This window comes from Kribbella hippodromi, assembly GCF_039531045.1.
GTDB lineage: Bacteria > Actinomycetota > Actinomycetes > Propionibacteriales > Kribbellaceae > Kribbella > Kribbella hippodromi.
In genome coordinates this window covers 1-14,972 of sequence record NZ_BAAAPH010000020.1, presented here as the reverse complement: position 1 = coordinate 14,972, position 14,972 = coordinate 1, and the positions used below count along the sequence as shown (strand labels likewise).

The following is a 14,972-nucleotide window of genomic DNA, read 5'->3' as shown; positions in this document are numbered from 1 at the left end:
CTCCCTCTCAGACGGCGAGCCAGGAAGGCGGGACCTGTGGGTCCGCCCTCCTGGCTCGCACCGTACTCCTTGTTCGGTACCGCGGTGGATCAGGACGCGCTCTTCGGCTGAGCCTTCGACGCGATGGTGATCTTGCCGTCCACGATGTCCTTCTTCAGCTGGTCGATCTCCGACTTCAGGTCGGCCGGGATCTTGCTGTCGAACTCGTGGTACGGCGACAGGCCGGTGCCGTTGTTCTGCAGGGTTCCGACGTACGCGGTCGGGTCGAACTTGTTGTCGACCGTCGCCGTGATGACGTCCTGGACCGCGACGTCCATGCCCTTGAAGACGCTGGACAGCAGCACGCTGCAGTACTCCGCCGCGCTGACGCAGCCGTCGGTGTCCACCCAGATCGCGTTCACCTTGCCGCTGCTGGCCTTGGCCGCCTGGAGCGCGCCGAGACCGGCCGGGCCGGCCACCGGGAACAGGATGTCCGCGCCCTGGGTGACCAGGTTCTGCGCGGTGGTCTGGCCCTTCGCCTTGTCCTCGAAGCCGCCCGCGAACAGGCCCTTCTGGGTGTTCTCGTCCCAGCCGAGGACCTGGACGTTCTTGCCCTTTGCCTCGTTGTAGTGCTTGACGCCCTCGGCGAAACCGTCCATGAAGATGGTCACGGTCGGGATCTGCACGCCGCCGAACGTACCGACCTTGCCGCTCTTCGACATCCCGGCGGCCAGGTAGCCGGCCAGGTAGCTGGACTGGGCGGTGTTGAAGGCCAGCGGCTTGACGTTGGCCGCCTTCGGCAGCGTGGCCAGGTCACCCGGGTCGACCAGGGCGAACTTGATCCCGGCGTTGGCCGCGGCCGCCTTGTAGGTGGAGTCGTTCAGCTTGAAGCCGACCCCGACGATGATGTTGCACTTCTGCGACACCATCGCGGTCATGTTGGTCGGGTAGTCGTTGTCCGACTTCGACTCGACCTTCGCCTCGTTGATGTTCAGCGCCTTGACGGCGTCCTGCATCCCCTTGTACGAGGTCTGGTTGAAGGACTTGTCGTCGAAACCTCCGGAGTCGGAGACCATGCACGCCTTGAAGTCCTTCTTGGCGCCGCCGGCGTTGTCGCTGGTCGTCGGCTTGCTACCGCATGCGGCAACGGCGAGCGTGAGGACGCCCGCAACTGCCACTCCCCGCAGGTACTTCTTCACCGGAGGTCTCCTTAGTCCCGGAAATCTTTTCGCGACACGCCGGATTCCCGCGTACCGCATCCGCAGACTATAAGCGTCCGGACGCATTCGCAGAACTGCGCGGCGACCCCGATACCTGATAGTGACCAGCCACTCCGGCCGATCGACTTTCGGTGACGAGTCAACTTCGGTGTGTGATAGGCCACATTGCAGGTTGTTGCAGAAGGCATCGACCTGCTCGCGGACGGCGACCTATGTTGTGACTCTCAGCAACCATCTCGAGTGGCTCCGGCCACCGGGACAACCTGTACGGGGGAGTTCGGATGAGTTCACGTTTGATCAAGGCCGGTGCCGCCGGCCTGACTGCCACCCTCGCCGTCGTCGGCCTGAGCGTCGTCCAGGCGCCGACCGCCTCGGCCGCGACCTCCTGCAAGTCGGGCTACAACTGGCGCGCCTGCAGCACGATCGACAAGCGCATCCCGGTCTCGTTCACGGCCGGCTACCGCGACTCGGTCCGCAACCTGCGGAACTACCCGATCACGGCGTCCTGCCAGGCCTCGGTCAGCAAGACCGTCACCTGGGGCGTCAGCGTCGGCGTGAAGGCCGAGGTCAAGGCCGCGATCTTCGCCAGCGTCGAGGCGTCGGTGACCGCGAACGTACAGACCTCGATGGCCACCGGGTACGTGACCTCGGCAAACTTCACCGTCAAGGCGAAGGACACCGTGTACTGCGACCGCGGCATCTACCAGGAGAACGTCCGCGGCCACAGCACCCTCTCGTACTACGGCGGCGGCGCCGGCACGATCCGGCAGTCCTGGACCGCGCACGCACCGAGCCGGGCCCAGTGGCTGATCTACTGAGCCGGCCCTCGGTCTTGGGGGTGGGCGCGGCGGTTGCCGTGCTCGCCCTCGCGGCCGGGTGCGGGCAGGGCTCCGGCACCGCGGCGAGTACACCGTCGACCCCTGTGGTTGAGCCGACTTCCTCTGGGCCTGACGCCGGGGGTTCCGCGGGTGACGTCTCGCTGACGACGCTGCCGACCGATGTTGCCGTCGTCACACGCAGTGGCCAGAGCTCGCTCAAGGCGCCGATCGCCGGCTCCTTCGGACCCGATTACGTTCTGTACGCACGGTGCCGGGGCGCGGGTCTGCATGTCGAGGTCACGGGCAGCGATCCCTGGGACGTGAGCTGCGACGGCGTACCGGCCCGGCTCCGGATGCTGACCGAGTCCAAGGCCACCTCGTTGCGGCTGACAACGACACCGGGAACGCACTGGACATTCATCGTGGCGAAGGAAAAGCAGCCGGCGAAATAGTGCTTTCGGCCTGAAATTCACCGTCTGCCACAATCGCGGGATGACTCACCAGTTACTGGTCGCGGACGTGCTGGCGCGCGTCGAGGCAGTACGCGAGGAGATGGTCGACGTACGGCGCGACCTGCATGCGCACCCGGAGCTCGGGTGGCATGAGGTACGCACGACCGCGCTGCTGGAGAAGCGCCTGGTCGAAGCCGGACTGTCGCCGCGGGTGCTCCCGACCGGTACCGGGCTGATCTGCGACATCGGATCGGGTGACACCTGCGTCGCGCTCCGGGCGGACATCGACGCCCTGCCGGTGCCGGATGGTGTGGTGGAGCCTTGGCAGTCGACGATCGACGGTGTCGCGCACGCGTGCGGTCACGACGTACACACCTCGGCGCTGCTGGGCACCGGGCTGGTACTGGCCGGGATGGCGCGTGACGGGCAGCTGGACCGGCGGGTGCGGTTGATCTTCCAGCCGGCCGAGGAGGTGATGCCCGGCGGTGCGCTCGGCGTGATCGCGGCGGGCGGGCTCGACGGCGTACGCCGGATCTATGGCGTGCACTGCGACCCGCGGCTGCAGGTCGGGCAGGTCGGTCTGCGGGTCGGCGCGCTGACTGCCGCTGCTGACAAGCTTCTGGTGTATCTGACCGGACCTGGCGGGCACACGTCCCGGCCGCATTTGACTGCTGATCTGGTGTACGCGCTGGCGACGCTGGTCTCTCAGTTGCCGGCCGCGCTGTCCCGGCGCGTCGATCCGCGCGCGGGCATGTCGCTGGTCTGGGGTCGCATCACGTCAGGCTCCGCCGCAAACGCGATCCCGTCCCGGGGCGAGGCCGAAGGTACGCTCCGCTGCCTCGATGTGAACGCCTGGCGCCTCGCCGAGGAGCTCATCCCCGCGCTGGCCGAGCAGATCACCCGCCCGTACGGCGTGGAGGTCGACACGGAGGTCACCCACGGCGTACCTCCCGTGATGAACGACGCCACCGCGATCGCCGTCCTCCAGAACGCCGTCCACCAGACACTGGGTTCCAGCGCCGTCGCCCCCACCGATCAGAGCCTCGGCGGCGAAGACTTCGCCTGGTACCTCGAACACGTCCCCGGCGCCATGGCCCGCCTAGGCGTCCGGCCCCCCACCCTGGACACCACCGGCGACCTCCACACCCCCACCTTCAACCCCTCCGAAGAAGCCATCACCGTAGCCACCACCCTCCTGACCTCGACCGCCCTCCTGGATTAGGTCCGGATCAGAAGGTGTCGGCGGGGACGTAGGCGCCCCAGACTTCGCGGAGGGTGTCGCAGACTTCGCCTACCGTGGCCTGGGCTTTCAGGGCCTGTTTCATCGGGTAGAGGCAGTTGTCGGTGCCTTGGGCAGCCTTTTTCAGGGCGGCCAGGGCCTCGTCGACGGCGGCCTGGTTGCGGGTGCTGCGGAGGGTGGCCAGGCGGGCGGTTTGCTGGGCCTCGATGGCCGGGTCGACGCGGAGCGGCTCGTACGGTTCCTCGTCGGAGATCTTGAACTTGTTCATGCCGACGACAACCCGTTCGGCCGTGTCGATCTGCTGCGCGATGCGGTACGCGGACCGCTCGATCTCCTGTTTCTGGAAGCCCTGCTCGATCGCGGCGACCGCACCGCCGTACTCCTCGACCTGCTCCATCAACTCGAGCGTGGCGGCCTCGACCTCGTCGGTCAGCGCCTCCACCACATACGACCCGGCGAACGGATCCACCGTCGCCGTCACATCCGTCTCGTACGCGAGCACCTGCTGCGTACGAAGGGCCAGCCGCGCCGCCTTCTCGGTCGGAAGCGCGATCGCCTCGTCGTACGAGTTCGTGTGCAGCGACTGGGTTCCACCGAGGACGGCGGCCAGGCCCTGCACCGCGACGCGTACCAGGTTCACTTCGGGCTGCTGTGCGGTGAGCTGGACGCCGGCGGTCTGGGTGTGGAAGCGGAGCATCAGCGACTTCGGGTTCTTCGCGCCGAACTCGTCCCGCATCACCCGCGCCCAGATCCGCCGCGCGGCGCGGAACTTCGCCACCTCCTCCAGCAGCGTGGTGCGCGCGACGAAGAAGAACGACAACCGCGGCGCGAACTCGTCCACGTCCAGCCCGGACGCGATCGCCGCCCGCACGTACTCGATCCCGTTCGCCAGCGTGAACGCGATCTCCTGCGCGGGCGTCGCACCGGCCTCGGCCATGTGGTACCCGGAAATCGAGATCGTGTTCCAGCGCGGCAGTTCGGCCTTGCAGTACGCGAAGATGTCGCTGATCAGCCGCAGTGATTCCTTCGGCGGATAGATGTACGTACCGCGGGCGATGTACTCCTTCAGCACGTCGTTCTGGATCGTGCCGGTGAGCTTGTCGCCGGACACGCCCTGCTCTTCGGCGACCAGTTGGTACAGCAGGAGCAGCACCGAACCCGGCGCGTTGATCGTCATCGACGTCGACACCTGGTCCAGCGGGATCTTGTCGAACAGCACCCGCATGTCGTCGATCGAGTCGATCGCGACACCGACCTTCCCGACCTCACCGTGCGCGATCGGGGCGTCGGAGTCGTACCCCATCTGGGTCGGCAGGTCGAACGCGACCGACAAACCCATCGTGCCGTGGTCGATCAGCTGGTGATACCGCTGGTTCGACTCGGCCGCGGTCCCGAACCCGGCGTACTGCCGCATCGTCCACGGCCGCTGGGTGTACATGGTCGGGTAGACGCCCCGGGTGTACGGAAACTCCCCCGGCGCACCGAGCTTCGCCGCCGGATCGAACCCGTCCAACGGCCCGTACACCGGCAAAACCTCGAACCCCGACTCACTGCGATGACCCATCTCCCCACGGTAATCCGAACCACACCCCCACTGGTACGCACCACCAGGTGACATCCAGCACCTCTACCGCCGCCGCGCACGAGCTCCGGCCGGCGGGTAGGATTCCTACCAGTTGGATTCCTACTCGGGAGGTGCCATGAAACTGCGACCGAAGGGTCAGCTGACCGTGCCGGTGGAGATCCGCGAGCACCTCGGGCTGCACGAAGGCGACGAGGTGGAGTTCGTCGTCCGCGGGAGCGCCGTGCAGCTGGTCCGGGCAAAGTCCAACCGGTCCCACGGCCGCCGGGCCGCGAGCCGGTTGCGCGGCCGTGGCAGCAGCGGGATGAGCACCGACGAGATCATGGACCTGCTCCGTGGCGAAGACTGATCTCACCCTGGTCCGGCCGCCGACGACACTCGTCGACGCCTGCGTCCTGCTCGACCTGACCACCGACGATCCGAAGTGGGCGGACTGGTCGGAGGACGCCCTCGCCCGCGCGGGCGACGAGGGGCCGCTGGTGATCAACCCGATCGTGTACGCGGAGGTGTCGGTCGACTTCGGCTCCATCGAGGAACTGGACGAGGTGCTTGCCGAAGCCGAGTTGCAGCGTGAGCCGCTGCCGTTCGAGGCCGGGTTCCTCGCCGGGAAGGCCTACGTCAGCTACCGCCGGCGGGGCGGAACCCGCCGGTCACCGATCGCTGACTTCTACATCGGCGCCCACGCCGCGATCGCCGGTCACCGCCTCCTCACCCGCGATGCCAACCGCTACCTGACGTACTTCCCCAGCGTTCCGGTCATCGCGCCTTGACCCTGTGCTGATCCCCCAGGTTCGCGTCCGGCGACCAAACGCCGCTCGGTGGCTACCTGAAGGACACTTCAATGTTTTGCAGGTGTCGACAGGGGATCGACGTGGGGTCATGGGAGTGTCGCCGAGGGTTCACGCTTGGTGAGGAACCTTCGGAGTGTGCGAATCGTGATGGTGGCCGAGACTTTCCTGCCGCAGATCAATGGCGTGGCGAACACGGCTCGCCACGTCGCCGACCGGCTGCGTGCCCGCAGGCACGAGTTGCTGATCATCGCCCCCGGGCCCGGGCCGGACAGCTACGGCGACGTCCAGGTGATCCGGGCCCGCAGTTTCCGCACACCGGGGTACAAGGAGTACCCGGTCGGCCTGCCGGATCCGTCGATCGAGCGGGCGATGGCCGACTTCCGCCCGGACCTGGTGCATCTCGCGTCACCGTTCATCATCGGGGCGTACGGGCTGCGCGCCGCGCGCCGGCTCGGCGTACCGACGGTGGCGATCTTCCAGACCGACATCGCCGGGTTCGCGCGGCAGTACCCGTGGTACGCGGCCGCGGATCGCGGGATCTGGCGCTGGGTGACGCGCACGCACTCCCGCGCCGATCGGACCCTCGCTCCGTCGTCCGCGGCCGTCGGCGCGCTGGTGCAGCGGGGCGTGCCGCGGGTGCATTTGTGGGGACGTGGCGTGAACCTCGAACTGTTCGATCCGAAGCATCGGGACGAGCAGTGGCGGCGGGAGATTTCGCCGGACGGGCGGCCGATCGTCGGGTACGTGGGACGGCTCGCGGCCGAGAAGAAGGTTCGCCGGCTGGCTGAACTGACTGACTTGGACTGCCGGATCGTGGTCGTCGGGGACGGGCCGGATCGGGCCGCGCTGGAGCATGCGTTGCCGACGGCAACCTTTCTCGGGATGCGCCGTGGGGCCGACCTGGCGTCGATCTTCGCCGGGCTTGACGTTTTCGTGCACACAGGTGAACACGAGACGTTCTGCCAGACCATTCAGGAAGCGCAGGCGTCGGGGGTCGCGACGGTTGGGCCGGCGGCGGGTGGGCCGCTCGATCTGATTCATCCGGGTGAGAACGGCTTGCTGTTCGAGCCCGGCAAGCCCGGGTCGTTGCGTGCCGCGGTCAAGACGCTGCTGGATCATCCGACCGCCCGCGGCCGGATGGCGGCGAGTGGGCTGCGGCGGGTTCAGTCGCGTACGTGGCCGGCGGTCGTCGACGACCTGGTCGACCGGCACTACGCCGAAGTGCTCCGCGAAGCCGCCACCGTCCGGCGGGTCGCATGAGCCGGCCGAGCGACACGAGCCGCACCAGCGCGGCGCCGCGGGGACGCCGATGAACGGGTTGCGGATCGCGCAGTTGGCGAACTTCGTCGGGCCGACGTCCGGCGGGATGCGGACCGCGATCGAGCATGTCGGGCGTGGGTACGTCGAGGCGGGCGCCGAGCGGATCGTGATCACGCCGGGCGAGAAGGACGTCGTGGTCGAGACCGAGTTCGGCACGATCGTGCGGGTGAAGGCGCCCAAGGTGAGTGGCGGGTACCGGCTGATCACCACGCCCTGGACCGTGATCGACCTGCTGAAGAAGTTCCAGCCGACCACGGTCGAGATCTCCGACAAGTCGACCCTGCTCCCGGTCGCGCGCTGGGCCCGGCGGAACGACATCGGCACCGTACTGTTCAGCCACGAACGGCTGGACGCGATGCTCGCGCTCGGCGCGGCCCGTCCGGGTCAGCTCGGCGGGAACGACGTGCTCCGGCCGGGCCGGATGCTCGGCGCGGTCACGCAACGGGCGGGCGACAGCAGCCTGCGGACGTTGTGGTGGGGCTCCGACGGCGTGAAGTACAGCCAGCTCGGGATGGTCGCCACGGTGGCCGCGTTGTACAAGATCCTCGGGCGGACGTACGACGCGGTGGTGGTGACCTCGCGGTACGCGGCGGCCGAGTTCGACGAGGTGACGACCCCGCTGGTACGGATTCCGCTTGGGGTCGATCTGGAGACCTTCCACCCGTCGCTCGGTACGCCGGCCGATGACGGCGTACTGAAACTTGTGCACGCCGGGCGACTGTCCCGGGAGAAGAGCCCGCACCTCGCCGTCGCCACTGCCGCCGAACTGCACCGGCGGGGTGTGAAGCTGCGGCTGGATGTGTACGGGACGGGTCCGCACCTGGACGAACTGGTGGAGATCGCCGGTGATGCGCCGGTGACGTTCCACGGGTACGTCGACGGCCGGCAAACGCTCGCGACCCGGCTCGCCGAGGCGGACATCGCGCTGTCCGTCTGCCCCGGCGAAACCTTCGGGCTGGCGGTTCTGGAAGCGCTGGCGGCCGGCACGCCGGTCGTCACCGCGAACACCGGCGGCGCCCGCGAACTGGTCGACGAAACCTGCGGCCGCTGGGCCCCCGCCAACCCCGCTGACCTGGCGGATGCCGTCCTGGCCCTGGCCGAGCTCCCCCACCGCCGAGCCGCCGCCCGCCGCCGAGCCGAGCTCTACACCTGGCAAACCTGCACCAACCGCCTCCTAGCCCTCCACCACCGCCTGGCTCACGCCCGCCTAGCCGCCTGACTGTCCTGGTCGCCTAACGACAGGAGGTAGTCGCCCGCTGAGCCGGATTTCACGCTCAGCGCGACACCGCAAGCCCAGCAATCCAGCACTACCTCCTGTCGTTAGCCGCCCCCTCACGTCAAATGGTCGTAATCCCCCCGGACCCAGGCGGCGTGCCGGTCGGCGGAGCTGCGGACCACTGCCTTGGCGTCGACCGGGATCGAGGCGCCGAAGTTGTTGTACAGCCGGTCGTACTCGAACGGATCCAGCGACCGGGCAACCCGATCGACAACAGCGCCGGAGAGCGGGATCCGGTTCGGGTAGCTGCGCATGAAGCTGACCGACGTCCGGTCCGGGTTCGCGAAGATCGTGTCGCCCGACAAGATCACTCCCTTGCCCTCGGCACCATCCGCCCAGTGCACCACCGCACTCCCCGGAAAATGACCGCCCGGTTGAACAACCGTCACGCCCGGTAGCGGCTTCAACTCACCGGACCAGGTACGAATCGCCGCGTCCGGCCGCGCCACCCACTCCTGATCGGCCTCCGCGACGTACACCGGCACATCCCCGAGCAGACGACTCCACTCGACCTGCACCCCGTACATATGCGGATGACTGGCGATGATCGCCACCACCTCGCCGAGTTCACGCACCCGGCGGACGGCGTCGTCGTCCACGTACCCGATCGGATCCCAGAGCAGGTTGCCAGCGGTCGTTGTCACCAGCATCGACTGCTGCCCGATCCCGATCGGCGGCTTCGAGCGCAGGCCGTACAGGCCGGGCTCCACCTCGTCGATGGTCACCTCGGTGCCGGCCAGCTCGTCGAGGGTGGTCCAGTGCTGACCGTCGGCGGGCACCCACTGCCGTTCGTCGGCGCAGATCGCGCACACCTCGACCTGCTCGGCGTGCTCGACCGCGCAGGTCGCACAGATCCAGAAACTCACCGTAGTTCTCCTGTCGTTCGGCTGCTCGCCAGTGTTTCCGTTCAAGCTCAGTTGAAGTCAAGGGCATCGAAGGGCACCCCGTCGAGGGCCACTCCGGGGCCGGGCCGATGGGCCACCGACGCGACCGATCTCACACCTGTCAGGACAATTCCGGGGCGGTGGCGGGACTAGCATCGAATCGGCCTGGTGTCCGCCAGGTTCGGAACCCCGATCGGAGGATCGGTTTGCCCAGCAAACCAGCCGGTACGCTCTACCGCGGCCGGGAGGGCATGTGGTCATGGGTCGCGCACCGGATCACCGGTGTGGGGATCTTCTTCTTCCTGCTGGTGCACGTGCTGGACACCGCACTGGTCCGGGTCTCGCCGCACGCGTACAACGAGGTCATCGGCACCTACAAGAACCCGGTCGTCGGCCTGCTCGAGGTCGGGCTGGTGGCGGCGATCCTGTTCCACGCGTTCAACGGCATCCGGCTGATCCTGGTGGACTTCTGGGCCAAGGGCCCGCGCTACCAGCGGCAGCTGATGATCGGTGTCGGCGTGCTCTGGGTGGTGCTGTTCGTGCCGTTCGTCATCCGGCATCTGACCCACGTGTTCGGAGGCTGAGATGCCAGACAACACCCCCGCGATCGCCGCGCCCCGGTCCAGCAGCCGCGGCCGCAAGCTCAAGGGCGGTGGCCGGAACCGGTCCGGCCAGACCAACTTCGAGCTGTACAGCTGGCTGTTCATGCGGCTGTCCGGGCTCGCCCTGGTGATCCTGGTGCTCGGGCACCTGTTCGTGAACCTGATGCTCGGCGGCGGGATCACCGCGCTGGACTTCGGTTTCGTGGCCGGCAAGTGGGCCAACCCGCTCTGGCAGGTCTGGGACCTGCTGATGCTCTGGCTGGCGATGCTGCACGGCAGCAACGGGCTGCGCACGGTCATCAACGACTACGCCGAGAAGGACCAGACCCGGTTCTGGCTGAAGGCGCTGCTGATCACGGCCGCGGTCGTGATCGTCGTCCTCGGCACCCTGGTGATCTTCACCTTCGACCCCTGCCTCGACCCCAACTCCACGTTGCCGGTCTGCACCAACAAATAAAGGACGTCATGCAGGTCCATCAGTACGACGTAATCATCGTCGGCGCGGGCGGAGCGGGTATGCGCGCCGCGCTCGAATCCAGCAAGCGGACCCGTACCGCCGTGCTCACCAAGCTCTACCCGACCCGCTCGCACACCGGCGCCGCCCAGGGTGGGATGTGCGCCGCGCTGGCGAACGTCGAGGAGGACAACTGGGAGTGGCACACCTTCGACACGGTCAAGGGTGGTGACTTCCTGGTCGACCAGGACGCGGCCGAGGTGATGTGCAAGGAGGCCGTGGACGCGGTTCTCGACCTGGAGAAGATGGGCCTGCCGTTCAACCGGACCGCCGAGGGCAAGATCGACCAGCGGTTCTTCGGTGGGCACACCCGCAACCACGGCGAGGCGGTCGTCCGCCGCTCCTGCTTCGCGGCCGACCGTACCGGTCACATGATCCTGCAGACGCTGTACCAGCAGTGCATCAAGCAGAACGTCGAATTCTTCAACGAGTACTACGTTCTCGACCTGTTGATGACCGACGGCAAGGCCAGCGGCGTGGTCGCGTACGAGCTGGCCACCGGTGAGCTGCACGTGTTCTCGGCGAAGTCGGTGATCTTCGCGTCCGGTGGCTTCGGCAAGGTGTTCCGTACCACCTCGAACGCGCACACGCTGACCGGTGACGGCATGGGCATCGTCTGGCGCAAGGGCCTGCCGCTGGAGGACATGGAGTTCTTCCAGTTCCACCCGACCGGTCTGGCCGGGCTCGGCGTGCTGCTGTCGGAGGCGGCCCGTGGTGAGGGCGGCATCCTGCGGAACAAGGACAACGAGCGGTTCATGGAGCGGTACGCGCCGACCGTGAAGGACCTGGCGCCGCGGGACATGGTCGCCCGCGCGATGGCGAACGAGGTCCGCGAAGGCCGTGGCTGCGGCCCGGACGGCGCGTACGTGATGCTCGACCTGACCCACCTGGAGCCGGCGCACATCGACGCCAAGCTGCCGGACATCACCGAGTTCGCCCGCACGTACCTCGGGGTGGAGCCGTACACCGAGCAGATCCCGGTGTTCCCGACCGCGCACTACGCGATGGGTGGCATCCCGACCAACATCAAGGGCGAGGCGCTGGCCACCAACGACGACATCATCCCCGGCCTGTACGCCGCCGGTGAGGTCGCCTGCGTGTCCGTGCACGGCGCGAACCGGCTGGGGACGAACTCGCTGCTGGACATCAACGTGTTCGGCCGGCGCGCGGGCATCGCCGCCGCCGAGTACGCCGCCACCGCGTCCTTCGAGGAGCTCCCGGAGAACCCGGAGCAGTACGTCGTCGACCTGGTCGAGGGGCTGCGCAACTCCACCGGCGAGGAGCGGATCGCGGCGATCCGGTCCGACCTGCAGGCGACGATGGACCTGAACGCGCAGGTGTACCGGACCGAGGGCTCGCTGAAGCAGGCGCTGACCGATCTCGAGGCGCTGAAGAAGCGCTTCGCGAACGTGGCCGTCCAGGACAAGGGCAAGCGGTTCAACACCGATCTGCTCGAGGCCGTCGAGCTCGGCTTCCTGCTCGACCTGGCCGAGGTGCTGGTGGCGGGCGCGCTGGCCCGCAAGGAGTCCCGCGGCGGGCACTTCCGCGAGGACTACGACAAGCGCGACGACGTGAACTTCATGCGGCACACGATGGCGTACCGGGAAGTCTCAGTTGCCGAGGACGGTACGGAAACTGTCAGCATCCGGCTCGACTACAAACCCGTCGTACAGACTCGCTACAAGCCGATGGAGCGCAAGTACTGATGGACGTCAAGGTCAAGATCCTGCGGTACAACCCCGAGGCCGTCGACGCTGAGCATTCTGTTGATGCCGAGTGGAAGACGTACTCGGTCACGCTGCAGCCGACCGACCGGGTGCTGGACGCGCTGCACAAGGTCAAGTGGGAACAGGACGGCACGCTGACCTTCCGGCGGTCCTGCGCGCACGGTGTCTGCGGTTCGGACGCGATGCGGATCAACGGCCGGAACCGGCTGGCCTGCAAGACGCTGATCAAGGACCTGAACCCGGAGAAGGAAATCACCGTCGAGCCGATCAAGGGCCTGCCGGTGCTGAAGGACCTGGTCGTCGACATGGAGCCGTTCTTCGACGCGTACCGGGCGGTGATGCCGTTCCTGGTCACCTCCGGGCACGAGCCGACCCGGGAGCGGATCCAGTCCCAGGAGGACCGGGACCGCTTCGACGACACCACCAAGTGCATCCTGTGCGCGGCGTGTACGACGTCCTGCCCGGTGTTCTGGTCCGACGGGCAGTACTTCGGCCCGCAGGCGATCGTCGGCGCGCACCGGTTCATCTTCGACAGCCGGGACGAGGGCACCGAGCAGCGGCTGGAGATCCTGAACGACAAGGAAGGTGTCTGGCGCTGCCGGACCACCTTCAACTGCACCGACGCCTGCCCGCGCGGCATCGAGGTGACGAAGGCGATCCAGGAAGTCAAGCGGGCGCTGATCTTCCGCCGGGTGTGACCTCGGCTGGGCCTCGCGCCGGATAAGATTCTCCCGCCGACCTGATCCCTGCCCTCGCCGGGGACCGATCTGACCCCGGGGGGTGAACGTGCAGCGCCTGCGTGAGGTCCTCGACCGTGGATACCGCCGGCTGGTGGACCTGCTGGCGCGCTGCGGCCTCCCCCGCAGCATGCCCCCGCTGCTCGTCCTCGGGGTGCTGGCCGTGATCGCGTCCCTGGTGCTCGCGGTCCTGACCGCGACCGGGCACCGGGGCGAGGCCGTTGCCGACCCGGTGGTGATCTCGCCGGCCGCGGCCGGGCGGCCCGGGACCGCCGTGGTGAACGCGTCCCGGGCGCAGGTGCTGTCGATCACGATGGTGACCCGGAACCGCTGGGCGGCCGGCTGGTCCGACTGCACCAGCGGGCCGAACTGCAAGTACGCCGCGGTGATCGACCGTGACGGCGCCCGCGCGACCTCCCCGGAGTGGCCGGTCCCGTACGTGACGCTGAAGTCCGGCAACGAGGCGATCGCGATCGCGCCGCCGCGCGAAGGCACGCTGACCGGCGACACCACGATGATGTACCAGCTCACGTACGACGGCCCGCTGCTGACCCGGCTGCGGTACCGGCTGTCCACGTCGACCTTCCAGCGCGGCGAGATCCTCTCCGACCGGATCGTGCCGGGCCGGATCGTGGTCGTGAACCCGCACGAGTCGTCGGTGCGGATGCTCGACACCCGCGGTACCCGGTCGCCGATCTGCGACCAGACCAGCCGCTGCTGGGTGCTGAGCGGGATCGGCCGGACGGACGTGCTCTGGACCGACGACGGCGGCAAGACCTGGGGTTCGCGGGCGTTGGACAGCCACAACCAGCTCGGCCAGCTCGCGGTCAGCCCGGACGGGCGCACGCTGGTGATGACCGCGGTCACGGTCGGCGACAACGGACAGACGGTCGCGTCGATGCGGATCTCCACCGACCGCGGGGCGAGCTGGCGTACGGTCGACCACCCGCCGCCGGCCCTGAACACCCCGCCGCTGGCGTTCGACGACGGCACCGCGCTGATGCTCGGCGGCCGCCCGAACGAGCGGCCGCGGCTGTACCGGGTCCGCGACGGCGCCGCGAACCTGGACCGCGGCTACCCCGGCGACCTGGCCGACCTCGAAGGCGACGCCCAGCTGATGTACGGCTTCGAGGTACCGAAACGCCGCACCACCGAGGTCGTCCTGAGCACCGACCAAGGCGCGAACTGGACCAAATTCGCACCACGCTGAACCCGGCGCCCAGCCGCCGACGGCCCGATGAGCAGACGCCGAGGCCGCGGCGAGCGGCGCCGAGGGCACGGTGAGCAGGCGCTGAGGCTCGGTGAGCAGTCGCTGAGCGCGCGGTGAGCGGCGCTGAGCGCGCGGTGAGCAGGCGCCGAGGGCGCGGTGAGCAGGCGCTGATCAGGGGTGCTTCGCGGCGCCTTTGAGAACCTTGTCGACGGCGTTCTTCGGACCGTAGAAGGCGATCCCGACCAGGTCCAGGTCGGCGGTGCGGACTGCTTTGACGGCCGCGCGGTTGTCGCGATCGTTGCCGGTGCTGAACAGGTCCTGGGTGAAAACAGAGTGCTCAATCTGCCGCGACAGCGCCCGCTCGTGCGCGGTCGCCATAAACTCCTTGGACCCCGCGAACACCATCACCGGCTGCCGGAACATCGGCAGGTACCTCGTACCGTCCGCGTCCTCATACGGCCGCCCTGGCGTGGCCGTCGTTTGAGGGGCTGACCCCTGAGTTGGTGGGTTTGGCCGGCTGATTCTCGGGGGTCAACCCATCGGCTCAGGGGCTGACCCCTGAGACGGGGCAGCAGGGGACGGGCGGGCGGCGGGCGGCGGTGGGGTGGGGGCTGGTCGGG

Annotated in this window: 16 protein-coding genes; 12 read left to right on the top strand and 4 right to left on the bottom strand. The window is 68.2% G+C overall.

Going from position 1 to position 14,972, the window contains the following annotated elements:
• Nucleotides 1-89: 89 nt before the first annotated feature.
• Nucleotides 90-1,178, bottom strand: a complete 1,089-nt coding sequence (locus tag ABD260_RS27300; RefSeq protein ID WP_344237828.1) for a BMP family lipoprotein — start codon at nucleotides 1,176-1,178, stop codon at nucleotides 90-92.
• 302 nt (nucleotides 1,179-1,480) lie between these two features.
• On the opposite strand from ABD260_RS27300, the gene ABD260_RS27295 reads away from it, so the two are divergent.
• From ABD260_RS27295 to ABD260_RS27285, 3 genes are all read left to right on the top strand, one after another.
• Nucleotides 1,481-2,017 carry a hypothetical protein gene (locus ABD260_RS27295; RefSeq protein WP_344237826.1) on the top strand — a complete coding sequence of 179 codons (537 nt, stop codon included), beginning with the start codon at nucleotides 1,481-1,483 and terminating at the stop codon, nucleotides 2,015-2,017.
• 104 nt (nucleotides 2,018-2,121) lie between these two features.
• A complete protein-coding gene (locus ABD260_RS27290) occupies nucleotides 2,122-2,469 on the top strand; it encodes a hypothetical protein (protein ID WP_344237824.1) in 348 nt (115 codons plus the stop codon).
• A gap of 40 nt (nucleotides 2,470-2,509) precedes the next feature.
• Nucleotides 2,510-3,691 (top strand): amidohydrolase, encoded by a 1,182-nt coding sequence (locus tag ABD260_RS27285; RefSeq protein ID WP_344237822.1) that lies wholly within the window; start codon nucleotides 2,510-2,512, stop codon nucleotides 3,689-3,691.
• Nucleotides 3,692-3,698: 7 nt separating this feature from the next.
• Here ABD260_RS27285 and ABD260_RS27280 read toward each other — a convergent pair whose 3' ends face one another.
• Complete coding sequence (locus ABD260_RS27280) at nucleotides 3,699-5,273, bottom strand: acyl-CoA mutase large subunit family protein (RefSeq protein ID WP_344237820.1); 1,575 nt, start codon at nucleotides 5,271-5,273, stop codon at nucleotides 3,699-3,701.
• A 136-nt stretch (nucleotides 5,274-5,409) separates the two neighbouring features.
• Between ABD260_RS27280 and ABD260_RS27275 the strand changes: the two genes are divergently transcribed.
• The 4 genes from ABD260_RS27275 (at nucleotide 5,410) to ABD260_RS27260 (ending at nucleotide 8,621) form a co-directional block, all read left to right on the top strand.
• Complete coding sequence (locus ABD260_RS27275; RefSeq protein WP_344237818.1) at nucleotides 5,410-5,640, top strand: AbrB/MazE/SpoVT family DNA-binding domain-containing protein; 231 nt, start codon at nucleotides 5,410-5,412, stop codon at nucleotides 5,638-5,640.
• The gene (locus ABD260_RS27270) at nucleotides 5,627-6,061 is read left to right on the top strand and encodes a type II toxin-antitoxin system VapC family toxin (RefSeq protein ID WP_344237816.1); all 435 of its coding nucleotides are present in this window, start codon (nucleotides 5,627-5,629) and stop codon (nucleotides 6,059-6,061) included. The genes ABD260_RS27275 and ABD260_RS27270 overlap by 14 nt, the downstream gene beginning before the upstream one ends.
• 156 nt (nucleotides 6,062-6,217) lie before the next feature.
• A complete protein-coding gene (locus tag ABD260_RS27265) occupies nucleotides 6,218-7,342 on the top strand; it encodes a glycosyltransferase family 4 protein (RefSeq protein WP_344237814.1) in 1,125 nt (374 codons plus the stop codon).
• A 49-nt stretch (nucleotides 7,343-7,391) separates the two neighbouring features.
• Nucleotides 7,392-8,621, top strand: a complete 1,230-nt coding sequence (locus ABD260_RS27260) for a glycosyltransferase (RefSeq protein WP_344237812.1) — start codon at nucleotides 7,392-7,394, stop codon at nucleotides 8,619-8,621.
• A 113-nt stretch (nucleotides 8,622-8,734) separates the two neighbouring features.
• Here the strand turns inward: ABD260_RS27260 and ABD260_RS27255 are convergent, their stop codons facing one another.
• The gene (locus ABD260_RS27255) at nucleotides 8,735-9,544 is read right to left on the bottom strand and encodes an MBL fold metallo-hydrolase (RefSeq protein WP_344237810.1); all 810 of its coding nucleotides are present in this window, start codon (nucleotides 9,542-9,544) and stop codon (nucleotides 8,735-8,737) included.
• Nucleotides 9,545-9,768: 224 nt separating this feature from the next.
• Here ABD260_RS27255 and sdhC point away from each other — a divergent pair, with 224 nt between their 5' ends.
• The 5 genes from sdhC to ABD260_RS27230 all read left to right on the top strand — a co-directional run bounded on the left by sdhC (nucleotide 9,769) and on the right by ABD260_RS27230 (nucleotide 14,352).
• A complete protein-coding gene (gene sdhC, locus ABD260_RS27250) occupies nucleotides 9,769-10,146 on the top strand; it encodes a succinate dehydrogenase, cytochrome b556 subunit (RefSeq protein ID WP_344237808.1) in 378 nt (125 codons plus the stop codon).
• Between the two features lies 1 nt (nucleotide 10,147).
• Nucleotides 10,148-10,621 (top strand): succinate dehydrogenase hydrophobic membrane anchor subunit, encoded by a 474-nt coding sequence (locus ABD260_RS27245; RefSeq protein WP_344237806.1) that lies wholly within the window; start codon nucleotides 10,148-10,150, stop codon nucleotides 10,619-10,621.
• A gap of 8 nt (nucleotides 10,622-10,629) precedes the next feature.
• The gene (gene sdhA / locus ABD260_RS27240) at nucleotides 10,630-12,384 is read left to right on the top strand and encodes a succinate dehydrogenase flavoprotein subunit (RefSeq protein ID WP_344237804.1); all 1,755 of its coding nucleotides are present in this window, start codon (nucleotides 10,630-10,632) and stop codon (nucleotides 12,382-12,384) included.
• Nucleotides 12,384-13,103 carry a succinate dehydrogenase iron-sulfur subunit gene (locus ABD260_RS27235; protein ID WP_344237802.1) on the top strand — a complete coding sequence of 240 codons (720 nt, stop codon included), beginning with the start codon at nucleotides 12,384-12,386 and terminating at the stop codon, nucleotides 13,101-13,103. Before sdhA ends, ABD260_RS27235 begins: the two co-directional genes overlap by 1 nt.
• An 88-nt stretch (nucleotides 13,104-13,191) precedes the next feature.
• Nucleotides 13,192-14,352 (top strand): WD40/YVTN/BNR-like repeat-containing protein, encoded by a 1,161-nt coding sequence (locus tag ABD260_RS27230; protein WP_344237800.1) that lies wholly within the window; start codon nucleotides 13,192-13,194, stop codon nucleotides 14,350-14,352.
• Between the two features lie 171 nt (nucleotides 14,353-14,523).
• On the opposite strand, the gene ABD260_RS27225 is transcribed toward ABD260_RS27230, so the two are convergent.
• Nucleotides 14,524-14,874 carry a DUF2000 family protein gene (locus tag ABD260_RS27225; protein WP_344238085.1) on the bottom strand — a complete coding sequence of 117 codons (351 nt, stop codon included), beginning with the start codon at nucleotides 14,872-14,874 and terminating at the stop codon, nucleotides 14,524-14,526.
• Nucleotides 14,875-14,972 lie beyond the last annotated feature (98 nt).

Bases quoted from the DNA above. Each gene is read 5' to 3' on its own strand.
- ABD260_RS27295 (WP_344237826.1), top strand. From the start codon at position 1,481: ATGAGTTCACGTTTGATCAAGGCCGGTGCCGCCGGCCTGACTGCCACC.
- ABD260_RS27285 (WP_344237822.1), top strand. From the start codon at position 2,510: ATGACTCACCAGTTACTGGTCGCGGACGTGCTGGCGCGCGTCGAGGCA.
- ABD260_RS27280 (WP_344237820.1), bottom strand. From the start codon at position 5,273: ATGGGTCATCGCAGTGAGTCGGGGTTCGAGGTTTTGCCGGTGTACGGG.
- ABD260_RS27275 (WP_344237818.1), top strand. From the start codon at position 5,410: ATGAAACTGCGACCGAAGGGTCAGCTGACCGTGCCGGTGGAGATCCGC.
- ABD260_RS27260 (WP_344237812.1), top strand. From the start codon at position 7,392: ATGAACGGGTTGCGGATCGCGCAGTTGGCGAACTTCGTCGGGCCGACG.
- ABD260_RS27245 (WP_344237806.1), top strand. From the start codon at position 10,148: ATGCCAGACAACACCCCCGCGATCGCCGCGCCCCGGTCCAGCAGCCGC.
- sdhA (WP_344237804.1), top strand. From the start codon at position 10,630: ATGCAGGTCCATCAGTACGACGTAATCATCGTCGGCGCGGGCGGAGCG.
- ABD260_RS27235 (WP_344237802.1), top strand. From the start codon at position 12,384: ATGGACGTCAAGGTCAAGATCCTGCGGTACAACCCCGAGGCCGTCGAC.